This is a genomic window from Amycolatopsis sp. CA-161197 (assembly GCF_050942255.1).
Lineage (GTDB): Bacteria > Actinomycetota > Actinomycetes > Mycobacteriales > Pseudonocardiaceae > Amycolatopsis.
In genome coordinates this window covers 2577488-2601304 of sequence record NZ_CP192059.1, presented here as the reverse complement: position 1 = coordinate 2601304, position 23817 = coordinate 2577488, and the positions used below count along the sequence as shown (strand labels likewise).

Genomic DNA, 23817 nt, shown 5'->3' with positions numbered 1-23817 from the left:
TACTGCCGGAGAGAGGGTGCCGACGCTAGCCGACGAAACGCAGATCCGCGATGGCTCCGCTCGACACGAGCATCACGTAGAGGTCGGTCAGCACCAGCGTGCCGAGCGTGGTCCACGCGAGCTGCATGTGCCGGGTGTTGAGCTTCGAGACCTGCGTCCAGACCCAGTACCGGACGGGATGTTTCGAGAAGTGCTTCAGCCTGCCGCCGGTGACGTGCCGGCACGAGTGACAGGAGAGCGTGTACGCCCAGAGCAGCACCACGTTCGCGACGATGATGATGTTGCCCAGCCCGAAGCCGAACCCGCTGGGGCTCTGGAACGCGACCACGGCGTCGTAGGTGTTCACCAGCGACACGATCACCGCGACGTAGAAGAAGTAGCGGTGCACGTTCTGGATGATCAGCGGCAGCTTCGTCTCGCCGGTGTACTTCCCGTGCGGCTCGGCCACGGCGCACGCGGGCGGCGAGAACCAGACCGAGCGGTAGTACGCCTTGCGGTAGTAGTAGCAGGTCAGGCGGAAGCCGAGCAGGAACGGCAGGACCAGCGCCCCGAGCGGGATCCAGCTCGGGAAGTCGCCGAACCAGTGCCCGAAGTGGCTCGAGCCTTCGACGCAGGAAGTGGACACGCACGGCGAGTAGAACGGCGTCAGGTAGTGGTAGTCGGGCACCCAGTACGCGGTGCGCACGAAGGCGCGAACGGTCGCGTAGACGATGAAGGTCGCCAGCCCCAGCACGGTGAGCAGGGGTTGCAGCCACCACCGGTCGGTGCGCAACGTCCGGTCGGCCAGAAGCGCCCGCCCCGGGGAGCGGACGCCGGCGCCGGCCCGGCTGACGTCGTTGTCAGCGGGGGCGCTCACCGCTGGTCGCGCTTGTAGCCGCCAACGCCCTCGTCATCGGCGCCTTGCCACAACGCCGGATCGTAAGGAGTGTCCGGGACGGGCACGCGGTCCACGGGTTTCGCCTGCGCCGGCACGGCGTGCGGGTGGCCGTCCAGCTCCGCGGTGTCGATGTCGAGGCGCTCGACATCGTTGGCCAGCCGGCGCACCGCCGACGCGTCGCCGTACCGAGAGCGCAGGGCGCCCACGCACTGCCGCAACTGGCCGATGGTGCGCCGCAGTTCGGCGAGCTCTGTGGTGGACATCGGGAGCCTCCCTGTTCGGTGGGGCTGACAGGAACCGGGTGACGATCACTTTCGCCACGTACGACTCTGCCTCGCGTTGTGCTATGTGACAAGTAGCACATTTGCCAGACTCATGCCTGTTGACCAGGGAAGTCAACCCCTGTCGAGCCCCTCTGAGAGGGCCCAGGCCGTGTCCAGGCCGTGTGATCGCTGGTCAGGCCGCGTTTGCGAGCCGGTCGGCCGGTCGGAAGACGCTGTCGATCGCCGCGCGGGCACGTTCGTGGCTGGTTTCCATGAGGTGGGTGTAGACGCGGAGAGTGAAGGCTTCACTCGAATGACCTAGGTACACGGCGAGTTCCTTGATGCTCACTCCACGTGACAGCATGAGGAATGCGAACAGGTGCCGGAGGGCATGCATCCCGTCGACGTCCTTCGTGTAGACGAGGCCGGCGGCCACGAACGCGGGCTTCCAGACACCCTCGTAGAACGACTGGTTCTTGTACGGCATCCCGTCGCTCTTCGTCATCAACAGGTTGACCGTCTCGAACTCTTTGCCGTCCTGCTCCCTAGGGAAGCGTCACGGCGACCGGCGGGTACTCCTCGGCGTAGGCGTCGAGCTCCTCCAGGAGGCCGTACCCGAGCGGGATCTCCCGTACCTTCCGTCCCTTGGGCAGCTTGAACTTCCGGACCCCCTTGGCGACGATCTGCTGACGCGTGCAGCGATACACCATTCGCTCCCGGTCGACGTTGTCGAGGCTAAACGCCAACGTCTCGCCTTGGCGCAACCCGAGTCCGGCGCCGATCGGGACGACCGGCTTGAACCGGGGCGTAATCGACGCCTCGATCGCCCACATCCTGCGCTCAGGCCACACCTGCACTTCCTGCGTCGTCGCCTTAGGCGCGGTGATGGAGGCACTTTTGCAGGGGTTCTTGGTCATCTCTTCGTCGACGACCGCCGCGTCCCAGATGGACGACACCATGTCGAAGAGCTGCTTCCGATAGCTGCCCGCAAGCGGTTTCGGCCGCTCGTTGAGCCAGCTCAACCACTTCCTCAGGAGATCCGTACTTTCACACGTGGCCAAACTGCGCTCTCCGTAGAACGGGAACACCTGACTTTCCAGCTGGGAAATCATGTGGTCCAGCACTTTAGCTAAAAATTCATTTAATCAGGCATTCCGCAACATATCACAGCTATCTACGTAATGAGTTTCGTTGTTGCAGAGTATTTATCGTTAACTCCAATAGTGTCACAGAATTTCTCATTGTCATTGTTTTGCCTATTTCATCAATCAATCCATCGAATAGCCTTTCGTCTGGCAATCCATAAGGCGCCACCATTTGCCCGTTCTCTATAAGCGAGATCAACCTGTCTATGTCCGCAACAAAAATCTCCGCCGGAGAATATCGCGGCCGCCCCTCGGTTAGATTAACGTAAGCATCTATCGGAACCCAAGACCCCACTTGCTCCGCAATCCTCGGCCGAATAACAGTATCTATCGTCTGCCAATCGGAATATGCTTGCAAGCTCTTTGACTTCGCCTCAATCCTGCCATTAAATAGAGATAAGACGAGCGTCCTCAACTCCTTCAATTCGTCCACGGCGACCTGAAGGGATTCCTTCATTAAATTGTACCCCTGAAGCGCAAGTTCCGTGCCAGGCCCCACTACGGCAGGATAACTCTTAGGCCCCGTTATTTGAACCATCTTTTGATTCAGCGCAATGATTCCTCGGCCGATTGAAATAGCTCGCCTGCGCATGTAAACAATCTCAGAATCACACCCGTCGCGAGTTTCCATCGAACCAGAGTTCTTCCTCAAAGAAGCGGTAACCTGAAGCGCGTAGCGCCATGTCGAGTTCCACTGCTGGGCATCAGATTGAGCTTTACCAAGCCTGTTAACCACACTTACAGCAAAAGGTATCCCGATAGCGGCTCCAGTTGCAGCAGTTAGCATGTTTGTACTGTATGGCCAACCGGACCACCAATCGCGGCGATCACCAATTATCCCAACAATTAAAAGAACCACAAAAATCGGTACGCCGAACATCCAGAGGTAAACCAGGAAAGCACCGCCACCACTGAAGCGATTTCGCCCAAACATGCCGGACAGCATATCCGAAGGCCAGGAGGTCCAAGCGGTTATGCAACAATCATTCACCCCGATAACGCTTGGCAAGATTTCAGTAAACTTGGTGAATCAGCACCGGACGCTGATCCTACGAACTGGAACGGTCCCCTCCACCACCCGTCCCGTACAAGGGGAGCCCCTCACGCCTTTTCGCGGTACCTATGCTCGCTGCCGAATTTGGCTCTATGGGATCAAGGCGCGCCGCCAGCGGCGGCGCGCGAACGGTCGCCTTACGTGCAGCGGGCGTCGCCGATGGCGGACCGGCCTCCGCTCCGCTCTGGCCGGCCGCCGGGCGAGCCCGCCGGAGGAGCGGCCGAGGTGCGCACACCGCCGCCAGCGGCGCATACGACCACAGAGCCGCCATGAGGCAGCCAGACAGACTCCCAGACGCTCACCTTCAGAGTCAGGCCGTCATCCTCGCGCCCGAGGGTCGAACGCCGAGCCGCCGGCATCAAGGGCGCCTGCGGCGTCGCTGCGCGGTGAGCTGCGCTCACCCTTGACTCCGACACCACGGCACTCAAGCGGGCAAGGGCGAGGACGACGGATCAGTCCGCCCGACGCACGACAGTGGACACGCTGAGTAGCTGGGCGGCGGGCATGGCGAAGGGCCGGCCGACCGAGCCCCGAAAGACTCAGGTGGCCGGCCCCAGGCCGTCTACAGGCCGTCAGAGGTTCGGACCGGCCCGGACACAACCAGACTCGACCAGCCGAAAACCCCAGGTCAAAGCACTACACAGACGCTGCCCTGCAGGTCAGAAACCGGGGTGGCATAAGCAGCACATTCCCTAGCGTATTGCCTCTTGACCTTGGGAGTCGACCCCTCTCGGGGCGTGTCGTGGCGGACCGGCCGTGAGGGTGCTGGTCAGGCGGTGGATGGCACGGCGGGTTTCAGTCCGGACACGGCTGCGACGGCGGTGTCAGAGCGGTATCAGGGCCGTGTCAGCCGGTGCCGCCAGAGTGGTCCCCAAGACCACCACGAAAGGAAGTCCCATGAGCCAGACGGTGTCCGACCCGCAGGGGTTGCCGATGGAGCGCGACGCGGGACCGTTCGATCCGCCGCGGGAGATCACGCGGTTGCGGGAGGCGCGGCCGGTCAGTCCGATGCTCTTCCCGGACGGGCACGAGGGCTGGCTGGTCACCGGGTACGACGAGGTGCGGCAGCTGCTGGCCGACACGCGCTTCAGCTCGCGGCAGGACCTGGGGGTCATGCACGTGCCCTACGAGACGCCCGGGATGCCGCCCGCCACGGAGCCGTCGCCGCAGGTGCCCGGGTTGTTCATCGCGATGGATCCGCCGGACCACACGCGGCTGCGGCGCAAGCTGACGGGCGCGTTCACCGTGAAGCGGATGAAGCAGCTGGAGGACCACATCGCCGAGGTCGTGGAGCGGCAGCTGGACGCGATGGCGCGGCTGACGCCGACGGTGGACCTCGTGAAGGAGTTCGCGTTGCCGGTGCCGTCGCTGGTGATCTGCGAGCTGCTGGGGGTGCCGTACGAGGACCGGGCCGACTTCCAGGCCAACTCCGCGAAGTTCCTGGTCAAGGAGCAGGAGCTCGAGGAGAAGATGGCGGCCTACGGTGCGCTGACCACGTACCTCGGCACTCTGGTGGCGGGAAAGCGCGAGAACCCGGGCGAGGACATCCTGTCCGACCTGGCCCGGCAGGAGGACCTCAGCATCGAGGAGCTCACCGGCATCGCGTTCCTGCTGCTGCTCGCCGGCCACGAGACCACGGCGAACATGCTGGCGCTCGGCACGTTCGCGCTGCTGGAACACCCCGAGCAGCTGGCCGAGCTGCGCGCCGACCCGGAGCTGCTGCCCGGGGCCGTCGAGGAGCTCATGCGGTACCTGTCGGTGGTCGACATCAACTTCCGCTACGCCACCGAAGACCTCGAGCTCGGCGGCGAGACGATCCCGGCCGGTTCGACCGTCGTCGTCTCGACGCTGGCTGCCAACCACGACCCGCGGCGCTTCGAGAACCCGGACACGCTGGACATCCGCCGCAACTCGCGCGGCCAGCTGGCGTTCGGCCACGGCGTGCACCAGTGCCTCGGCCAGCAGCTGGCCCGCATCGAGATGCGCGCCGGGTTCGCGGCGCTGCTGCGGCGCTTCCCCACCCTGGAGCTCGCAATCCCCGCTGACCAGGTGAAACTCCGGACGGACATGAACATCTACGGCGTCCACGAGCTGCCCGTCACCTGGACGACCACGGCCCCGTGAGCCCGGAACGAGCGAGCCGCACCCGACACGCGGGTGCGGCTCGCTGTTTGCCGGGGATTTACTGAATCGATTTTGATAACCCGCCCGACACCGGCTACCGTGGTGGCCGTCACGTTCCTGAGACGCCAGTGCTGCCGTCCCGCGGACCCCACCACGAAGTGAGCCGGGAGCCGGACATGAGCAGCACACCCGACCCGGCGGTGCACCCCGTCGTCGCCGAGGTCACCGCCCGCATCGTCGAACGCAGCGCCGAAACGCGCGCCGCGCACCTCGCCCGCAGCGCCGCCGCCCACGAAGAAGGCCCGGTGCGCCGTGGTCTCGCGTGCAGCAACCTCGCGCACGGGTTCGCCGCGATGGACGGCGTGGACAAGGCGGCGCTGCGCGAGCTGCGCGCGCCGGGCGTGGCGATCGTGTCGTCCTACAACGACCTGCTGTCGGCCCACCAGCCGATGCAGGAGTACCCCGCGTGGCTGAAGAAGTCGGTGCGCGCGGCGGGCGGCGTCGCGCAGTTCGCGGGTGGCGTGCCCGCGATGTGCGACGGGGTCACGCAGGGCCGGCCGGGCATGGAGCTGTCGCTGTTCAGCCGCGAGGTGATCGCGATGGCGACGGCGATCGCGCTGTCCCACGACCTGTTCGACGCGTCGCTGCTGCTGGGCGTGTGCGACAAGATCGTGCCCGGGCTGCTGATCGGCGCGCTGTCGTTCGGGCACCTGCCGGCGATCCTGGTGCCGGCCGGGCCGATGAACTCCGGCTTGCCCAACAAGGAAAAAGCCCGCGTGCGCCAGCTCTACGCCGAGGGTCTCGCGACGCGCGAAGACCTGCTCGATGCGGAAGCGGCGTCGTACCACTCGGCCGGCACGTGCACCTTCTACGGCACGGCCAACTCGAACCAGATGGTTGTCGAGGTGATGGGCCTGCACCTGCCGGGTGCGAGCTTCGTGCCGCCCAACACGCCGCTGCGCCAAGCGTTGACGGAGGAGGCCGGGCGGCGCGTGGTCGAGCTGTCGCGTGGCGCGTCCTACACGCCGGTTTCCCGGGTGCTGGACGAAAAAGCGTTCGTGAACGGCATCGTCGCGCTGCTCGCCACGGGTGGTTCGACCAACCACACGATGCACCTCGTGGCGATCGCCGCGGCGGCGGGCATCCAGCTGACGTGGGACGACTTCTCGGACCTGTCGGCCGTCGTGCCGCTGCTGGCGCGCGTGTACCCGAACGGCAGCGCGGACATCAACCACTTCCACGCCGCCGGCGGCATCCAGTTCCTGGTCGGCACGCTGCTCGACGCCGGGTTCCTGCACGAGGACGTGCACACCGTCGCCGGGTTCGGGCTGCGCCGCTACACGCAGGAGCCGATCCTGTCCGACGGCGAGCTGGTATGGCGCGACGTGCCCACCCGCAGCCTCGACGAAGACGTGCTGCGCCCGGTGTGGCGGCCGTTCGCCCCGGACGGCGGGCTGCGCATGGTCGCCGGCAACCTCGGCCGGGCCGTGACGAAGGTGTCGGCGGTGGCGCCGGAGCACCGCGTGGTGCAGGCGCCGGCGCGGGTGTTCACGTCGCAGGAGGCGTTCGCGGTCGCGTTCGAGGCCGGTGAGCTGGACCGTGACGTCGTGGTGGTGCTACGGCAGCAGGGGCCGCAGGCCAACGGCATGCCGGAGCTGCACGGCCTCACGCCGGCGCTGGGTGTGCTGATGGACCGTGGTTTCCAGGTCGCGCTGCTCACCGACGGCCGCATGTCGGGCGCGTCGGGCAAGATCCCGGCGGCCATCCAGGTCACGCCGGAGGCCGCGGTGGGCGGGCCGATCGCCCGCATCGCCGACGGTGACGTCGTCCGCTTCGACGCCCGCTCCGGGACGCTCGACGTGCTGGTCGACGCCGACGAGTTCGCGCACCGTGATCTTCTGGACGCTCCGCCGGCATTCGTGGAAGGCACCGGCAGGGAGCTGTTCGGCGCGCTGCGCCGCGCGGTGGGTCCCTCCGACCAGGGCGCGAGCGTCTTCGGCCCGCTGACGGCCGAGCTGGACCTGCTCCGCGGCGCGCCCACGGGGCGGGGCACACTCGGACTGCCGTTGCACACCTTGGAAACCCAGGAGGTCGGTCAGTGACCACCGGTCCGGACCTGCTCGCCCTTTCGCCCGTGATGCCCGTGGTCGTGATCGACGACGTCGACGACGCCGTGCCCACCGCGCGCGCGTTGCTCGCCGGCGGGATCGGGGTGATCGAGCTGACGCTGCGCACGCCCGTGGCCCTCGCTACGATCGAGCGCGTGGCCGCGGAGGTGCCGGACATCGTCGTGGGCGCGGGCACCGTGACGTCGCCGGCGCAGGCCGCGCAGGCCGCCGACATGGGCGCGAAGTTCCTGGTGACGCCCGGCTGCACCGACGCCGTGCTCGACGCCTGCTTCGCCACCGGGCTGCCGTTCCTGCCGGGCGCCGCAACGGTGTCCGAGGCGATGCGCCTGGCCGAACGCGGCTTGACGGCGCTGAAGTTCTTCCCGGCGGAAGCCAGCGGCGGGGTAGCTTACCTGAAGTCGCTGACGGGACCGCTGCCGGACCTGCGCTTCTGCCCGACCGGCGGGATCACCGTGGACTCGGCGCCGTCGTACCTGGCGCTGCCGAACGTCGGCTGCATCGGCGGTTCTTGGCTGACGCCGGCGAAGCTGTTGGCGGCCAAGGACTTCGGGACGGTCGAGAAGCTGGCCGCGGAGGCCGCCGCACTGCACAGCTGAACCGGCTTGCTCTGCCGTTCCCCGTGCGGGGTGGGGAACGGCAGGGCCGCAGTGCTTCGCCGCAGCCGTAGGTCGTCGCAGCCGCGCCTCACCGCGACCGTGCCTCACCGCAGCCGTGCCTCACCGCAGCCGTGCCTCACCGCAGCCGTGCCTCACCGCAGCCGTGCCTCACCGCAGCCGTGCCTCACCGCAGCCGTGCCTCACCGCAGCCGTGCCTCACCGCAGCCGTGCCTCACCGCAGCCGTGCCTCATCGCGACCATGCTTCGCCGCGGTCGTGCGCCTGGCGAATCGCCGGGTAGTTCGAAGTTCGGCTTCCGGGAACGGGTTTCGCGGCGCCGGGTGGCGAGATCAGTCGATGGTGGCGTCGTCCAGGAGGCTGGATTCGGCGCCGAATTCGCGGAGCTCGTCGCGGATGACGGTGTAGGCGAGGCCCTGCGGGTAGCCCTTGCGGCCGAGGAAGCCGAGGAGGCGGCGGATGGCCGTCTGCTCGTCGACGTTGCCGAGGGACCCCAGGCGTTTGCGAACGAGCTCACGGGCCCGCTGTTCCTCCGCCTCGCGGTCGACCTCGCCGGCGGCCTGGGTGGCGATCTCGTCGTCGACGCCTTTGCGGCGCAGCTCGGCGACGAGCGCCGTGCGGGAGAGGCCCTGACCGGCGTGCCGGGCTTTGACCCACATCTCGGCGAACTCGGCGTCGTTGACGAGGCCGGCGCGGTCGAGCTTGCCGAGCAGGGTTTCGGTGGTGTCGTCGTCGAAACCCTTGCGCCGCAACGTCTGCCGCAGCTCCTCGACAGTCCGCGGCCGCGCCGCCAGGAGATCGAAGCAGATCTCCTTGGCTTTCTTGGCCCGCTCCTCCGGCGGCAGCTCCGCCGGCTCCACCTTCGGCGCCCTCGCCACTACGCCCTTCCTCCCTCACGCACCCTCTGCACCTCCGCCCCGCCGAGCCCTCTCCGCCCGACGACGCGCCACCACTCCCCCACCCACGGGCCGACCCGGCCACGCGGGCGAACTCACCTCACCAACGCAACTACGCCAGGTTCTGCAAACTTGCCTAGCGAGGCTTGGTGCGGGTTCGCACCCCACAAGACACCGACGAGAGAAACCGGCGAGCGCCCTCAACGAGCACGCCACACCCATCCCTCCCCGGCGACTTCACCTCACCAACGCAACCCCGCCGGGGTCCAGGGGGCTTGCCCCTTGGCGGGGGTGTAGGGGTTCGACCCCACAAGACACCAGGGAAGGGGATCGGCGAGCGCTCACCGCGAGCGCACTCCACCCCTCCCCTTCCCGATCAGAAGTCGACCGGCGCCGGAACCGCAGCTTCGACGACCTCGGCGTCGACCTGCGGGCCGATGCCCAGCTTCTCCTTGATGCGCTTCTCGATCTCGTTGGCGATGTCCGGGTTGTCACGCAGGAACTTCCGCGCGTTTTCCTTGCCCTGGCCGAGCTGGTCGCCCTCGTAGGTGTACCAGGCGCCGGACTTGCGCAGGATGCCCTGGTCGACGCCCATGTCGATGAGCGAGCCCTCGCGGGAGACACCGACGCCGTAGAGGATGTCGAACTCGGCCTGCTTGAAGGGCGGGGCCATCTTGTTCTTCACGACCTTGACGCGGGTGCGGTTGCCGACCGGCTCGCCGCCGTCCTTGAGGGTCTCGATGCGGCGCACGTCGAGGCGGATCGAGGCGTAGAACTTCAGCGCCTTACCACCGGTCGTGGTCTCCGGAGACCCGAACATGACGCCGATCTTCTCGCGCAGCTGGTTGATGAAGATCGCGGTGGTGCCGGAGTTGTTCATCGCACCGGTCATCTTGCGCAGCGCCTGGCTCATCAGCCGGGCCTGGAGGCCGACGTGCGAGTCGCCCATCTCGCCCTCGATCTCGGCGCGCGGCACGAGCGCGGCGACGGAGTCGATGACCAGGATGTCGAGCGCGCCGGAGCGGATCAGCATGTCCGCGATCTCCAGCGCCTGCTCACCGGTGTCCGGCTGGGAGACCAGCAGCGCGTCGGTGTCCACGCCGAGCTTCTTGGCGTACTCCGGGTCCAGCGCGTGCTCCGCGTCGATGAACGCCGCGATGCCGCCGTTCTTCTGCGCGTTGGCCACCGCGTGCAGGGCGACCGTGGTCTTACCGGAGGACTCCGGGCCGTACACCTCGATGACGCGGCCGCGGGGCAGCCCGCCGATGCCGAGTGCGACGTCGAGGGCGATCGCGCCGGTCGGGATCACGGCGATGGGCGCGCGGCCCTCTTCGCCGAGGCGCATCACCGAGCCCTTGCCGTACTGCTTGTCGATCTGCGCAAGGGCAAGTTCGAGCGCCTTGTCCTTGTCGGGTGCTGCTGGCATTGGGGTCCACCTCGCTGGTTGGCCTGTGTGGCTTGTTCGGTTGTCCAGATCAAGCTCTGTCCGGTCCGACGCTACGGGGAGGGACCGACAATTCCCGGCACGGCGACCGATCTGTGGATCGCCGGCCCCCGGTGTGCACAACACTGTAGACGAACAGGTGTTCGAGGGTTGTGGCGACACGCCCGTCCGCTAGGATTTTTCGCCCTTCCGAGCTCCCCTTCCCCGGGACGAACCAGTGAACCGCAGGTCAGCGCCGTTCCGGCGGGATGTCGAAGGCTTCGCACACCTCACGCCAGATCTGCTTCGCCGGGATCCCCGCCGCCAGAGCCTGGTCGACGGTCCTCCCCCCGAGCCCGCTGAGCACGTGGTCCTGGGCCAGGACCTCGGCCCGTCCGGGGCCGAACTCGTCCGCCATGAGCCGCCGGAACACCGTGATACGCATCGGCCGAATGCTAACTCGCGACCTTCCCGGCGGCGCGAACGGCCCGTTCGCGCCGCGGCAGCGAACGAAAACTTCTCACTCGCCGGGCTGCACGCTCTGCTCGAAGTAGTCCGCCAGCGTCCCCGGGGTCGGTGCGGCGCTCTGACTTGCGGAATTGACCTGGTAGATGAACCCGGCGAGCGGCCGGTCGGACACCGTGAACACCAGCACCGCCGCGTTCTGCCCGGCCGCTGACGAGTAGTGGCCCTCCAGTCCGTTGCCCTTCCACGCGGCCTCCACGCGGTCGCCGCCGGCGGAGGCGAGCAGCCCGTCCGTGTACTGCTTCAGCACCGCGGCCGAGGTGCCCTGCACGTACGTCACCTGCGAGCCCGCGCGGCCCGGTGCCGCGCACGTCGAGGTGGCGCCGAGGCTCTGCGCGGGCGCGGCGGGGCCGTTGCCCATGCCTGGATGGCAGCCGCCGGTGTCGGCGATCTTCCCCGCGAGCTGGCGCAGGCACCCGGTGAGGCCCTGGGCGTCGGCCGGCCCGGGCGTGCGGCACTGGTCCGCGGTGTAGGTCTGCACCGACGAGGACGACGTCAGGAACACCGTGAGCCCCGCGGCGAGGACCACGACCACCGCCACCGCGACGCCTATCCACAGCTTCGTCCGGCTCTTCTTCGCCGGCGCGGCGGCAGCGGTGGCCGGCGAATACGTCGGGAAGTTCGACGGCGCCGGTCCCACCGGAAACGACGGCTGCGCGTACCCGGCCGGAGGCTGCTGCGGGGGCGGCGGCGGATACCCGCCCGGCGCGTACGCGGGCGCACCCGCCGCGACCTGGCCTTCCACGTTCTGCGTCCGCATCGACAGCCCGTCGCGCGCCACGTGCTGCGCGCCGAGCGCCACGGCCGTTTCCGGCTGGTCGAGGCTCGCGGGCACCACGCCGATCTTCTCCGCGATCATCGAGCCGACCAGCGGCAGCCGGCTCGACCCGCCGACCAGGTAGATGCCCGCGAGGCGGTCCGGCGTGAGCCCGGCCGTCCGCAGTGTGCGCGCGAGCAGCTCCACGCTGCGCAGCATCGCCGGGCGCACCAGGCCTTCGAGCTCGCCGCGCGTGACCAGCACGTCCTTGAACGGCTCCGGCATCGGCACCTCGGTCTGCGGGTGCCGCGACAGTGCCTCCTTGGCCGCCTTCACGTCCTCCTGCAGCGCGCGCCGCGTACGCCGGTCCGCGGTGGACTCCGGCCGCAGAAGGCGTTGCCAGCGCTGGGGATCCGAGTGCGAGACCTCACGCCCCACGTGCACCATCAGCGCCTGGTCGACGTCGAGGCCACCGAGGTCGGGCAGGCCGTCTTCGGCGAGCACGACGTAGCCGTTCTGCGTCGCGCCGACCACGGCCACGTCGAACGTGCCCGCGCCCAGGTCGTACACCGCGAGCGCCTGACCGGGCGCGAGGCCCTTGCCCGGGAACGACGCGAAGTGCGCGGCCGCGGCGACGGGTTCGGGCACCAGGACCACGCTCGCGCCGATGCCCGCGAGCCGGGCCGAGGACAGCAGGACGTTGCGGCGCACCGGTCCCCACTGCGCGGGGTGCGTGAGGCGGACCTCGTCGGGCTGCTCGCCGCCGAGCTGGCGGGTCGTCTCGTCGAGCACGCGGCGCAGGATCGCGGCGAGGGCTTCGTTGACGGGCACGACGTCGGTGCCCAGCAGCAGCGTCTGCTCGTCGATGCGGCGTTTCGGGTTGGGCTCGAACCGGGTGGGGTCCAGGCGCGCGCGGCGCTCGGCGTCGCGGCCCACCATGATCGTGCCGTCCTCGCCGGCGAAGATCGCCGAGGGCATGTTGGCCGACCCGTCCACCTCGACGACCCGCGGCGGCCTGCCGTACGCCGAAAGGACGGCGACCGTGTTGGACGTCCCCAGGTCCACCGACAGGATCCGCACTTCCACTCCCCCTGTGTTTCTGCCCCGGCTCCGCCGGGGCGTGCGAGATCGCCTTTGAGCCGGCTTCGGGATTGTACGGTCGGACCGGCCCGGGGGCCGATCGCACCGCACAATCCCGAAGCCGGCGCGATCTCGCTGGTGGGTCGCCTGGAGAGGACGACCGGGCGGAGGGGTTGGGGCGAGTGGTCATGGACGTGACGCAGTGCACGTCCGGGTCGCCCGGTCGGGTGGTCGGCAGCGCCGTGACCTGGTCTTTCGTCGCGAAGGGACCGTTCGCGACAGCGGGAATCGGAAACTGTCGGGGGTGCCGCGCATCATGGAGGACGTGGCAGCAGACGTCCTCGACCTCTTCTCCCCCGCGACCCGCACGTGGTTCGAGGGGGCGTTCGCCGCGCCGACCGCGGCGCAGGAAGGGGCCTGGCGGGCCGCGCACGCCGGGCAGCACGCCCTGGTCGTGGCGCCCACCGGGTCCGGCAAGACGCTGTCCGCGTTCCTGTGGGCGCTCGACCGGCTGTCGGTGGAACCACCGCCGGTTGAGCCGCGCAAGCGCTGCCGGATCCTCTACGTCTCGCCGTTGAAGGCGCTGGCGGTCGACGTGCAGCGCAACCTGCGCGCGCCGCTCGCGGGGATCTCGCAGGCATCGCGGCGGCTGGGGCTGCCGGTGCCGGAGATCGAGGTCGGCATGCGCACCGGCGACACCACGGCGGCCGAGCGCCGGTCGTTCGGCAAGACGCCGCCCGACGTGCTGGTGACCACGCCGGAGTCGCTGTTCCTCATCCTCACTTCGTCGGCGCGAGAGTCGCTCGCCGGTGTGGAGACGGTGATCGTCGACGAGGTCCACGCCGTGGCGGGCGGCAAGCGGGGCGCACACCTGGCGGTGTCCCTGGAGCGGCTCGACGCGCTGCTGCCGAAGCCCGCGCAGCGGATCGGACTGTCGGCCACCGTGCGGCCGGTCGACGAGGTGAGCTCCTTTCTCGCCGGCGGGCGGCCGGTCACGGTGGTGCAGCCGAAGCTCGCGAAGACCATCGAGGTCCGCGTCGAGGTGCCGGTGGAGGACATGGCGAACCTCGACGGACCGGCGCCGTCGCCGATGGAGCGGCTGGAGAACCTCACGTCGTTGTCGCAGCTGCCTTCCGAGGGCGGCATCGGCACGCAGGAGGAGGTCGCGGGCGCCGAGGTGAAGCGGCCGTCGATCTGGCCGGCGGTCGAGGAACGGGTGCTGGAACTGATCCAGGCGCACCGGTCGACCATCGTGTTCGCCAACTCGCGGCGGCTCACCGAACGGCTCACGGCGCGGCTCAACGAGCTGGCGGCCGAGCAGACGGAGCTGCGGGCCGGCGACGCGTTCCCCGCCGAGGCGATCGGGCAGTCCGGGCTCACGACCGGCGCGGCGCCGACGATCGCGCGCGCCCACCACGGGTCGATGTCGCGGGAGCAGCGCACGCACGTGGAAGAGGAGCTGAAGTCCGGGCGGCTGCCGTGCGTGGTGGCGACGTCGTCGCTGGAGCTGGGCATCGACATGGGCGCGGTCGACCTCGTGGTGCAGATCGAGGCGCCGCCCACGGTCGCGTCGGGGCTGCAGCGGGTCGGGCGCGCCGGGCACCAGGTGGGGGCTGTGTCGTCCGGGGTGATGTTCCCCAAGTTCCGCGGTGACCTGGTGTCGTGCGCGGTGGTCGCGGAGCGGATGGCCGCGGGCGCGATCGAGGCCGTGCGGTACCCGCGCAACCCGCTCGACGTGCTGGCGCAGCACGTGGTGGCGATGGTGGCGCTCGAGTCGTGGACGGTGCCGGAGATCGCGGCGCTCGTGCGGCGGGCGGCACCGTTCTCCGCGTTGCCCGACGACGCGTTGCACGCGGTGCTCGACATGCTGGCCGGGCGGTACCCGAGCGAGGAGTTCGGCGAGCTGCGGGCGCGGATCACCTGGGACCGCGTGACCGGTGAGCTGCACGGGCGGCCGGGCTCGCAGCGGCTGGCGGTCACGTCGGGCGGCACGATCCCCGACCGCGGGCTGTTCACCGTGATGACACCGGGGGCCGACGACAAACCGGGCTCGCGCGTGGGCGAGTTCGACGAGGAGATGGTGTACGAGTCGCGTGTCGGCGACACCATCCTGCTGGGCACGTCGTCGTGGCGGATCACGGACATCACCCACGACCGCGTGATCGTGGTGCCTGCGCCGGGCGAGCCCGCGCGGATGCCGTTCTGGAAGGGCGACGCGGCGGGACGGCCGCTGGAGCTGGGGCGGGCGCTGGGCGCGTTCGTTCGGGAACTGTCCACTTCGGACAGCGCGGCGGCGCGGAACCGGGCCGCGGCGGCGGGGCTCGACCAGCGGGCATGCGACAACCTGCTGGCGTACCTGGAGGAGCAGAAGGCGGCGACGCGGCATGTGCCGAACGACCGCACGATCCTGTTGGAGCGCTACCGCGACGAGCTGGGCGACTGGCGGATCGTGGTGCACTCGCCGTTCGGGGCGCAGGTCAACGCTCCGTGGGCGCTGGCGATCGCCGCGCGTTTGCGGGAGAACCGGGGTGTCGACGCGCAGGTGGCGCACTCCGACGACGGCATCGTGCTGCGGCTGCCCGACGCGCTCGACGCCGAGGGCGGCGAGGTCACCATCGGCGCCGACGACGTGCTGCTGGACCCGGAGGAGGTCGAGCAGCTGATCGTCGCGGAGGTCGGTGGGTCGGCGGTGTTCGCCGCACGGTTCCGCGAGTGCGCGGCGCGGTCGCTGCTGCTGCCGCGGCGCGACCCGCGGCGCCGGACGCCGTTGTGGCAGCAGCGGCAGCGGGCGTCGCAGCTGCTGTCGGTGGCGGCGAAGTACGAGCGCTTCCCCGTGGTGCTGGAGGCGATGCGGGAGGTCCTGCAGGACGTCTACGACGTGGGCGGGCTGCGGGAGCTGATGGCCGACGTCCGGGCGCGGCGCGTGCGGCTGGTGGAGGTGGAGACGCCGGCGGCGTCGCCGTTCGCGCGGAGCCTGCTGTTCGGGTACGTCGGGATGTTCCTGTACGAGACCGACGCGCCGCTGGCCGAGCGGCGGGCGGCCGCGTTGTCGCTGGACTCCGGGTTGCTGGCCGAGCTGCTCGGCACGGAGGCGATCCGGGAGCTGCTGGATCCCGACGCCGTGCGCGAGGTGGAGCGGTCGCTGCAGCGGCTGGATCCGGAGCGGCACGCGCGTTCGGCGGAGGACGCGGCCGACCTGTTGCGGTTCCTCGGTGATCTGTCCACTGTGGAGGCTCTGGAACGGGGGATCCAGCCGGAGTGGCTGGAGGAGCTGGAAGCCGCGCGGCGGGCGATCCGGGTGCGGATCGCGGGCGAGGAACGGTTCCTGGCGATCGAGGACGCCGGGCGGGTGCGCGACGCGCTGGGGGTCGCGCTGCCGGTGGGGGTGCCCGAGGCGTTCACGGAACCGGTGGAGGACCCGCTGGGCGACCTGCTCGGGCGGTACGCGCGGATCCGCGCACCGTTCCCGGCTTCGGCGGCGGCCGCGCGGTTCGGGCTCGGCCCGGCGGTGGTCACGGGCGTGCTGGAGCGGCTGACCGGGCAGGGGCGGCTGGTCCGGGGTGAACTGAGCCCGGTCGGGCACCCGGACACCCACGGCGTGGGGCTCGAATACTGCGACGCGGCGGTGCTGCGGCGGCTGCGAAGGGCGTCGCTGGCGAAGCTGCGGGCGGAGGTCGAGCCCGTGGAGCCGGCGGCGCTGGGCCGGTTCCTGCCGTCGTGGCACGGGATCGGCGCGCGGGTGCGCTCGGCGCCGACGGCGGACGACGTGCTGTCGGTGGTCGAGCAGCTGGCGGGTGCGCCGTTGCCGGCGAGTGCCGTGGAGTCGCTGATCCTGCCGAGCCGGCTGCCGGGCTACTCCCCCGGCCTGCTCGACGAGCTCACCACGGCGGGCGAGGTCACGTGGGCGGGCTGCGGCGCGCTGTCCGGCGGGGACGGGTGGCTGGCGCTCGCGCCGACGGACGTGGCCGACCTGTTGCTGCCGGAGGTCGAGGAGAACGCGCCGTCGAGTCCGGTGCACGAGGCTCTGCTGTCCACTTTGGAGGGTGGTGCGTTGTTCTTCCGGCAGCTGGTGGACCGGGTTTCGCCGCAGCTGGAGTCACCGCCGAACGACGGTGACATCGCGGGTGCGCTGTGGGATCTGGTGTGGGCCGGGCTGGTCACGGGCGACACGCTGGCGCCGCTGCGCGCGCAGGTCGCGGGCCACGGCGCGCACAAACCTCGGCGGCAGGCTCCGCGCGGCCGGTACGCGCGGCTGCGGGCCGGGCGCCCGGCGATGCCGTCGCGCACCGGTCCGCCGACGGTCGCGGGCCGCTGGGCCCTCACGCCGGTGCGGGAGACCGATCCGACGCGCCGGGCCCACGCGCGCACGGAGGCGTTCCTCGAACGGCACGGCGTGCTCACGCGCGGCGCCCTCGACACCGAACGGGTCACGGGCGGTTTTTCCGGGATCTACAAGGTGTTGCGCGGCATGGAGGACTCGGGGCAGGTCGTGCGCGGCTACGTGGTGGAGGGCCTCGGCGCGGCGCAGTTCGCGGCGAGGGGCGCGGTCGACCGGCTGCGTGCCTTGTCGGGCCCCGCGCCCGGCACGGACGGCTGGTCCGGCTCTCCGGCCCGGGCCGGCAGCGACCGCGCGGTGGTGCTGGCCGCCGCCGACCCCGCCCAGCCCTACGGCGCGGCCCTGCCCTGGCCCGCCGCCACCGGCGACACGAAACACCGCCCCGCGCGCAAGGCCGGCGCCCTCGCGGTCCTCGTCGACGGCGTCCCCGCCCTCTACGTCGAACGCGGCGGCCGCTCCCTGCTGAGCTTCACCGAGGACCGCGCCCCCCTCCAAGCCGCGGCCGCGGGCCTCTCCACCGCCGTCCGCGAGGGCTGGCTGGGCCAACTGGCCGTCCAACGCGCCGACGGCGAACAAGCCCTCACCTCCGAACTCGCCGACATCCTCCGCGAGGCCGGCTTCCGCGCAACCCCGAAGGGACTGCGATTGCGGGCCTGAGCGCCGTAAGTCAGATCGACGGAGAAGAGCCGTCGGTACCGAAGGGCGGCCGGCTGCTCGCCACGGGCGCCGGTGCGCTCGTGGCGAGCAGCCGGCCGCCGACAACAGCCGAGGTCGAAGGCTCGGTGAGTGTGGAGCTCGCCGCCGCAGCGGCCGGTGGGTGACTGGGCGGGCGCCGCGAGCGGTGGAGGGCGGCGAGCGGCGGCGGCCCGGCACAGGGCGAAATGCAGGGCGGGAGGAATGCGGCTGCGTAGCCGACCGCTGTGGGTCGTGGTCGACGGCGGAAGTCGTGCGCGGCCTGGGCGAGGTCGGCGAGGAGCTGCGGCGGGTGCGCGGCTAAGCGATGAAGAGTTCCGGGATCCGTCGAAGGGCTCCGGACCGCGGGGCTGACCAGCCGTGGGTGCGGGTGGGGCGGGGTCGAGAGCGGAAGCGGTGCGCAGCCGGGGCCGGGCCGGCGAGAAGGGGCGCCGGGTGCGCGGCTAAGCGATGAAGAGTTCCGGGATCCGTCGAAGGGCTCCGGACCGCGGGGCTGACCAGCCGTGGGTGCGGGTGGGGCGGGGTCGAGAGCGGAAGCGGTGCGCAGCCGGGGCCGGGCCGGCGAGAAGGGGCGCCGGGTGCGCGGCTAAGCGATGAAGAGTTCCGGGATCCGTCGAAGGGCTCCGGACCGCGGGGCTGACCAGCCGTGCGTGCCGGGTGGGGGTGGGGTGGGGGCGGTGGTCATTAGACTTCGTCGGGATAGTCGGTGGGAAGAAGGACGTTCGATCATGGCGATGCGCGCTCTGCGCTACTTCGGGGACCCGGTGCTCAAGACGGTGTGTGATCCCGTGACGACTTTCGACAAGAAGGTCGAGGCGCTGGTCACGGACCTCATGGATTCGGTGAAGCCGGACGGGCGCGCGGGGTTGGCGGCGCCGCAGATCGGGGTCGGGCTGAGGGTGTTCAGTTACGACGTGGGCGGGCTGACGGGCTACGTGATCAACCCCGAGATCGTCTCGCTGTCGGAGGAGACGCACGAGATCGACGAGGGCTGCCTGTCGGTGCCGGAGCTGTGGTTCCCGACCGTGCGGGCCAAGCACGCGGTGGTGCGGGGTGTTGACCTGCGCAACGAGCCCATCGAGGTCGAAGGCGTCGACGTGCTGGCGCAGTGCCTGCAGCACGAGACCGACCACCTGGACGGCATGCTCTACCTGGAACGCCTGACGCCAGAGCGCAAGAAGCAGGCGCTCAAGCAGGCGCGGGGCAAGGACTGGTTCTGGAACCGCTGAGCACAGTCGAAATGCGCGCGGAAAAGCTTTCCGCGCGCATGAAGCGCCGGGGTTGTTCACGCTCTTGAATCTCGCACGCGGAATAGTCCGGTGAAAGGGGAGAAGGGCAGCGCCGGAGCACGGTAGTCCTCGGTCGCGGTGAAATCCTCGGTCGAGCGCCGCAGGTTCGGGAGCGAGGAAAGCCGGCCTTGCTGCCGATGCCGGGGTGGGTGCTGATGGCGGCGCCGCGAGGGAGCTGTTGGGATCAGCCCGACCATCGAGCAACTCGCCCGGCTACCGCACCACAGACACCTGGACCACCGCCCACGCCTGACCACACGGGAGAAGCAGCCCCGCGCCAGCTCGCCCGGCTTCCGCACGGTGGACACCCGGGCCACAACCCTCCTGATCGCATGGGAAAAGGAGCCCCGCGCAGCTCGCCCGCCTTCCGCACCGCGGACACCTGGACCACGACCCACGCCTGATCACGTGGGAGAAGCACCCCCGACCCAGCTCGCGCGGCTTCCGCACCGTTGGACACCTGGACCACCACCCACGCCTGATCACACGGGAGAAGCAGCCCCGAGCCAGCTCGCCCGGCTACCGCACCACAGACACCTGCACCACCACCCACGCCTGATCACATTGGAGAAGCAGCCCCGAGCCAGCTCGCCCGGCCTCCGCACCGCGGACACCTGCACCACCACCCACACCTGACCACGCCGGAGAAGCAGCCCCGAGCCAGCTCGCCCGGCCTCCGCACGCGGACACCTGGACCGCCGCCCACGTCTGATCTCGGGGAGAAGCGGCCCGAGAACCCGCTTCCCCCACAACCGAAACCTCACCGGCACCAGTCCGGATCGCCCGCCGTCATCAGTGTTCGACTGCCTTCTGCGAGAGCGCGGCGAGTGTTGCGTCGTCGGTGAAGGAGCCGTCCCAGACGGCGGTCGCGCGGGTGATCAGGCCGCGTGCGTCGAGTTCGAGGGCGGTGACGCCGTGGGGTACGGGGCCGCGAGAGGTCCACTCGTAGCCGCCGCCGAGTGGGCCGCCCAGGGTGTGGCGCACGGCCGAGCCCGGGCCGGCGTACGGGAGCAGGTCGCGGGCCGAGGTCAGGAAGCGCGTGATCGCGGCCGGGCCCACCAGGTGCAGGTGCGCCGTGACGTCCTCGAACACCGCGTCCTCCGCGAAGAACTGCTGCGGAGACGCGCCGGTGGCCAGTGCGCCCGCGAGACCGGCGACGGCGCGGCGCATCACCGGGGCGGCCGTCTCGCCGACGGTCCCCTCCTTGAAGTCCGCGGGGAACGGCTCGCGCTTGCCGCGCACGTAGTCGATGCCGACGTGGCGGCCGTCCCAGTAGTCGACCCAGCGCGCGATCTTGCCGCCCTGCAGGTTGACCACGCCGGTCGCGCGGATCTCGCCAGGCGCGAAGAGGCCTGGCGTGTTCGAGAAGAAGACGATGGCGCTGCGGTCGTCGCCGAGGATGCGCGTGGCGTAGGACTTCCCGTCGGCGGGCCACTTCAGCATGTTCTTCGCGAAAAGATCGTGCAGCGACTGCCACGACGGCCAGATCTCCCCGGTCACCGCGTCGAGGTAGTTCATCTGCGCGCGGTTGACCTGCGCCATCGTCTGTTCGGGTTGCTTCCCGGTCTTGGCGAGGAAGTACGCGCTCAGCACCCGCGAAACGCCGGGCGTCGCGTGCGAGGTGTCGATGACCGTGCCGATGCCCGAAACCTGACGCACACCCGAGCCATACCCTCGCGAAGCCGCGCTCGCGGTCGCTGCCGGCAGCACCGTCGCGACGGCCGCCGCGGCCCCGGTGATCGCGGCACCCTTCAGCAACGCCCGGCGACCCAGATTCCGCTCGTTCACCACTACCTCCTCGCGAGGCCGCCCGCGCGGCCCGCCTCTTTCGATCAGTGTCATTCACTTATCTGCATCGAGTTTACGGAAAGTGGACGAGTTGTCGAGGCGAGCGCGGGAAGCACCGCCGTACGCAAGGGCAGACCGCGGCTCGCCGAGGCGGCTCACCCCGCCGGATCCGGCGCCGGACCGGCCGTATAGTCCAGAACGTGGCAGCCCGGGAACCCGAAGACGACCGCCAGGGCATCCAGTCGGTCGAGATCGCGATGACGGTCGTGCGCGCCCTCGAGCAGGGCCCGGGTCCCATGAGCCTCAAGCAGGTCGCCGAGGCGAGCGGGATGGCGCCGAGCAAAGTGCACCGCTACCTGGTCAGCCTGTCGCGCGAAGGCCTGGTCGCGCAGTCGCCGAACTCCGGGCGCTACGACCTCGGCCCCGCGCTGCGCCGCCTCGGCATGGAAGCACTGCGGCGCATGGACGAGGTCGAGGTCGTCTCCGAACACCTGCCGGGCCTGCGCGACCGCACCGGCCACTCCGTGAACCTCGCCGTATGGGGCGACCACGGGCCGGTCATCGTCGGCTGGCACTACGGCGCCCACGTGCTGCCGATCACCGTGCGGGTCGGGGCGATCCTGCCGCTGCTGTCCACGTCGGTCGGCCGCGTTTTCCTGGCCCACCTGCCGGAGACGATCACCGCCCCCGTCCTGCGCGGCGACTTCGACCCCGGTTCGGCACCCGAAATCCCTTCGCCGGCCCAGGTCACGCGCATCATCCGCGACGTCCGCCGCTCCGGCGCCGCGGTGACCACGGACGCCATGATCCCCGGCGTCACCACGGTCGCCGCGCCCGTGTTCTCCGAGGCCACGCCGCTGCCGCTGGCCGTCGCGCTCGCGATGCCCGTCGGCCACGCCGGCCCGGAGCAGGTCGCGAGCGCCACCGAGGAACTGCTGCGCACGACCACCGCCGCGTCGGTGGAGCTCGGCGGACGCGGCCCCGCCGCCGGCTGACCCCCGGCTCGAACCCTCAGCCACACCACCGGAAAGCCAGGCCGGCCCTGGTCCCTTCGCGCCCACCCCTGGACACGATCATCCACTTTTCGTAAACTCGATGCACATAAGTGAACGAGCCGAAGGAGGCTCCCGTGTCCACGAGCATCGTCGCTCCCCGGCCTGAGCGCGCCGGCCCGCGCGGCCTCACCGATCTGCGCCCGGACCGCGAGTGGTTCCGCTGGTCGGGGCGCCACCCCATCGGCGCCTTGCTGGTCACCGCGTTCGTCGCGACGCAGATGGCCACCACCGCCGGCTACTTCATGCCCGCCATCGGGCTGCCGGAGCTGCCGTGGCCATTGCACAACGGGCACGTCGCCGCACCGGCGACTCCCGAGGGCACGGCCGCGTCGTACTTCGCCGGGCAGTTCATGCACTACTTCAACGGGATCGCGTTCGTGTTCGTCTTCGCGCTGCTCGCGTACCCGAAGCTGCCCTTCCGTGCCACGAACACCGGGAACCTGCTGAAAGCGCTTACCTTCTGCACCGTCCTCGCGCTCGTGGCCGCGGGCCTGCTCGCGCCACTGATCTACCGGCCGGGCACCGGGCTCGGGTTCTTCTCGTTCGGGCACGGCTGGAAGTTCCCGTTCGCGATCCTCGTGTGGCACCTGTTCTTCGGCGTCCACATCGCCGCGCTGCACAACCCTGTGCGGGTCAGGCAGATCCAGCTCGAAGACGCCCAGCGCGACCAGGACTGATCCGGAAAGGACTTCCACTGTGGACGGCAAGATCGCCCTCGAAGAACACTTCGCCACCGAGGAGACGCTCGGCGACTCCGAGCCCTACGCTCCCCCGGCGCTGTGGCCCACCCTGCGCGCCCGCCTGCTCGACGTCGACGGCCGGCGGCTGCGGCTGATGGACGCCCACGGCATCGAGCTGATGCTGCTGTCGCTCAACTCCCCTGCGGTGCAAGGGATCCCGGACGCGGTGAAGGCCGCCGAGCTCGCCCGCCGCGCCAACGACACCCTCGCCGAGCACGTCGCCGCGCGGCCCGACCGGTTCCGCGGGTTCGCCGCGCTGCCCCTGCAGGACCCGGACCTCGCGACGGCCGAGCTGCGCCGCGCGGTCACGGACCTCGGATTCGTCGGCGCACTCGTGAACAGCTTCACCGAGCTCGACGACGCCGGCACCGTCACCTACTACGACACCCCCGAGTACGACCCGTTCTGGGCCGAGGTCGAACGCCTCGGCGTGCCGTTCTACCTGCACCCGCGCAACCCGCTGCCGCAGGACGCCCGCGTGTACGCCGGCCACGAGTGGCTGCTCGGGCCGGCCTGGGCGTTCGGCCAGCAGACGGCCGTGCACGCGCTGCGCCTGGCCGCGTCGGGGTTGTTCGATCGCCATCCCGGTGTCACGATCATTCTCGGCCACCTCGGCGAAGGGCTTCCTTACTCCCTTTGGCGGATCGACCATCACAACAAATGGACCAACGCCGAGCTCCCCTATCCCGCGAAACGGCCGATCACCGAATACTTCACCGAGCACTTCTACGTGACGACCTCCGGCAATTTCCGCTCCCAGTCCCTGCTCGCCGCGATGTCGGAACTGAGCGCCGACCGCATCCTCTTCTCCACCGACTGGCCGTTCGAAAACGTCGACCACGCGGCCGGCTGGTTCGACTCCGCACCCCTGAACGAGCCCGACCGCCGCAAGATCGGCAGGGACAACGCGCGAGCCCTGTTCCGACTCCCTTAATGCAAGCCGACGGTTAACTCAAGGCAAGATCACGATTTAATCCGGACAATCCACGAGTACGACTTGCTTCGTCCGAGCCCCGTTTCCCGATAGTTC

The 23817-nt window shown here is 69.9% G+C and carries 17 protein-coding genes and 1 pseudogene; 8 read left to right on the top strand and 10 right to left on the bottom strand.

Going from position 1 to position 23817, the window contains the following annotated elements; translation table 11 throughout:
• Nucleotides 1–25: 25 nt before the first annotated feature.
• The 5 genes and pseudogenes from ACQPXB_RS12480 to ACQPXB_RS12460 form a co-directional block, all read right to left on the bottom strand.
• On the bottom strand, nt 26–856 hold the full coding sequence (locus ACQPXB_RS12480) for a hypothetical protein (RefSeq protein ID WP_386956021.1): 831 nt from the start codon (nt 854–856) through the stop codon (nt 26–28).
• On the bottom strand, nt 853–1140 hold the full coding sequence (locus tag ACQPXB_RS12475) for a hypothetical protein (RefSeq protein ID WP_220238087.1): 288 nt from the start codon (nt 1138–1140) through the stop codon (nt 853–855). Before ACQPXB_RS12475 ends, ACQPXB_RS12480 begins: the two co-directional genes overlap by 4 nt.
• A 193-nt stretch (nt 1141–1333) precedes the next feature.
• Nucleotides 1334–1654 (bottom strand): annotated as a pseudogene (locus ACQPXB_RS12470) (tyrosine-type recombinase/integrase); the annotation flags it as partial.
• 31 nt (nt 1655–1685) lie between these two features.
• On the bottom strand, nt 1686–2252 hold the full coding sequence (locus ACQPXB_RS12465) for a hypothetical protein (RefSeq protein ID WP_432851617.1): 567 nt from the start codon (nt 2250–2252) through the stop codon (nt 1686–1688).
• A 58-nt stretch (nt 2253–2310) separates the two neighbouring features.
• On the bottom strand, nt 2311–3231 hold the full coding sequence (locus tag ACQPXB_RS12460) for a hypothetical protein (protein WP_432851615.1): 921 nt from the start codon (nt 3229–3231) through the stop codon (nt 2311–2313).
• Between the two features lie 1005 nt (nt 3232–4236).
• On the opposite strand from ACQPXB_RS12460, the gene ACQPXB_RS12455 reads away from it, so the two are divergent.
• From ACQPXB_RS12455 to eda, 3 genes are all read left to right on the top strand, one after another.
• Nucleotides 4237–5463 carry a cytochrome P450 gene (locus tag ACQPXB_RS12455; protein ID WP_432851613.1) on the top strand — a complete coding sequence of 409 codons (1227 nt, stop codon included), beginning with the start codon at nt 4237–4239 and terminating at the stop codon, nt 5461–5463.
• 176 nt (nt 5464–5639) lie between these two features.
• Nucleotides 5640–7565 carry a phosphogluconate dehydratase gene (gene edd, locus ACQPXB_RS12450; protein WP_432851611.1) on the top strand — a complete coding sequence of 642 codons (1926 nt, stop codon included), beginning with the start codon at nt 5640–5642 and terminating at the stop codon, nt 7563–7565.
• Nucleotides 7562–8188, top strand: a complete 627-nt coding sequence (eda, locus tag ACQPXB_RS12445; RefSeq protein WP_432851609.1) for a bifunctional 4-hydroxy-2-oxoglutarate aldolase/2-dehydro-3-deoxy-phosphogluconate aldolase — start codon at nt 7562–7564, stop codon at nt 8186–8188. Before edd ends, eda begins: the two co-directional genes overlap by 4 nt.
• A 349-nt stretch (nt 8189–8537) precedes the next feature.
• On the opposite strand, the gene ACQPXB_RS12440 is transcribed toward eda, so the two are convergent.
• The 4 genes from ACQPXB_RS12440 to ACQPXB_RS12425 form a co-directional block, all read right to left on the bottom strand.
• Nucleotides 8538–9065, bottom strand: coding sequence for a regulatory protein RecX (locus ACQPXB_RS12440; RefSeq protein ID WP_366583831.1), 528 nt, complete (start codon nt 9063–9065; stop codon nt 8538–8540).
• Between the two features lie 412 nt (nt 9066–9477).
• A complete protein-coding gene (gene recA, locus ACQPXB_RS12435) occupies nt 9478–10527 on the bottom strand; it encodes a recombinase RecA (RefSeq protein WP_366583751.1) in 1050 nt (349 codons plus the stop codon).
• Nucleotides 10528–10774: 247 nt separating this feature from the next.
• Nucleotides 10775–10969 (bottom strand): DUF3046 domain-containing protein, encoded by a 195-nt coding sequence (locus tag ACQPXB_RS12430; RefSeq protein ID WP_360605301.1) that lies wholly within the window; start codon nt 10967–10969, stop codon nt 10775–10777.
• Between the two features lie 75 nt (nt 10970–11044).
• Nucleotides 11045–12886, bottom strand: coding sequence for an Hsp70 family protein (locus ACQPXB_RS12425; protein ID WP_432851606.1), 1842 nt, complete (start codon nt 12884–12886; stop codon nt 11045–11047).
• A 316-nt stretch (nt 12887–13202) separates the two neighbouring features.
• Between ACQPXB_RS12425 and ACQPXB_RS12420 the strand changes: the two genes are divergently transcribed.
• Both ACQPXB_RS12420 and def read left to right on the top strand, forming a co-directional pair.
• A complete protein-coding gene (locus ACQPXB_RS12420) occupies nt 13203–17879 on the top strand; it encodes an ATP-dependent helicase (protein WP_432856587.1) in 4677 nt (1558 codons plus the stop codon).
• A 764-nt stretch (nt 17880–18643) separates the two neighbouring features.
• On the top strand, nt 18644–19144 hold the full coding sequence (gene def / locus ACQPXB_RS12415; protein WP_366583749.1) for a peptide deformylase: 501 nt from the start codon (nt 18644–18646) through the stop codon (nt 19142–19144).
• Between the two features lie 852 nt (nt 19145–19996).
• On the opposite strand, the gene ACQPXB_RS12410 is transcribed toward def, so the two are convergent.
• Nucleotides 19997–20992: a hypothetical protein gene (locus tag ACQPXB_RS12410; protein WP_432851603.1), complete on the bottom strand. Its 996-nt coding sequence runs from the start codon at nt 20990–20992 to the stop codon at nt 19997–19999.
• A gap of 200 nt (nt 20993–21192) precedes the next feature.
• On the opposite strand from ACQPXB_RS12410, the gene ACQPXB_RS12405 reads away from it, so the two are divergent.
• The 3 genes from ACQPXB_RS12405 (at nt 21193) to ACQPXB_RS12395 (ending at nt 23721) form a co-directional block, all read left to right on the top strand.
• Nucleotides 21193–21987 (top strand): IclR family transcriptional regulator, encoded by a 795-nt coding sequence (locus ACQPXB_RS12405; RefSeq protein WP_366583747.1) that lies wholly within the window; start codon nt 21193–21195, stop codon nt 21985–21987.
• A gap of 134 nt (nt 21988–22121) precedes the next feature.
• A complete protein-coding gene (locus ACQPXB_RS12400; protein WP_386956016.1) occupies nt 22122–22724 on the top strand; it encodes a hypothetical protein in 603 nt (200 codons plus the stop codon).
• A 19-nt stretch (nt 22725–22743) separates the two neighbouring features.
• Nucleotides 22744–23721 (top strand): amidohydrolase family protein, encoded by a 978-nt coding sequence (locus ACQPXB_RS12395; RefSeq protein WP_432851601.1) that lies wholly within the window; start codon nt 22744–22746, stop codon nt 23719–23721.
• Nucleotides 23722–23817 lie beyond the last annotated feature (96 nt).

Coding starts and splice junctions, on each gene's coding strand:
- ACQPXB_RS12475 (WP_220238087.1), bottom strand. CDS start 1,140: ATGTCCACCACAGAGCTCGCCGAACTGCGGCGCACCATCGGCCAGTTG.
- ACQPXB_RS12465 (WP_432851617.1), bottom strand. CDS start 2,252: ATGATTTCCCAGCTGGAAAGTCAGGTGTTCCCGTTCTACGGAGAGCGC.
- ACQPXB_RS12460 (WP_432851615.1), bottom strand. CDS start 3,231: ATGCTGTCCGGCATGTTTGGGCGAAATCGCTTCAGTGGTGGCGGTGCT.
- ACQPXB_RS12455 (WP_432851613.1), top strand. CDS start 4,237: ATGAGCCAGACGGTGTCCGACCCGCAGGGGTTGCCGATGGAGCGCGAC.
- edd (WP_432851611.1), top strand. CDS start 5,640: ATGAGCAGCACACCCGACCCGGCGGTGCACCCCGTCGTCGCCGAGGTC.
- recA (WP_366583751.1), bottom strand. CDS start 10,527: ATGCCAGCAGCACCCGACAAGGACAAGGCGCTCGAACTTGCCCTTGCG.
- ACQPXB_RS12430 (WP_360605301.1), bottom strand. CDS start 10,969: ATGCGTATCACGGTGTTCCGGCGGCTCATGGCGGACGAGTTCGGCCCC.
- ACQPXB_RS12420 (WP_432856587.1), top strand. CDS start 13,203: ATGGAGGACGTGGCAGCAGACGTCCTCGACCTCTTCTCCCCCGCGACC.
- def (WP_366583749.1), top strand. CDS start 18,644: ATGGCGATGCGCGCTCTGCGCTACTTCGGGGACCCGGTGCTCAAGACG.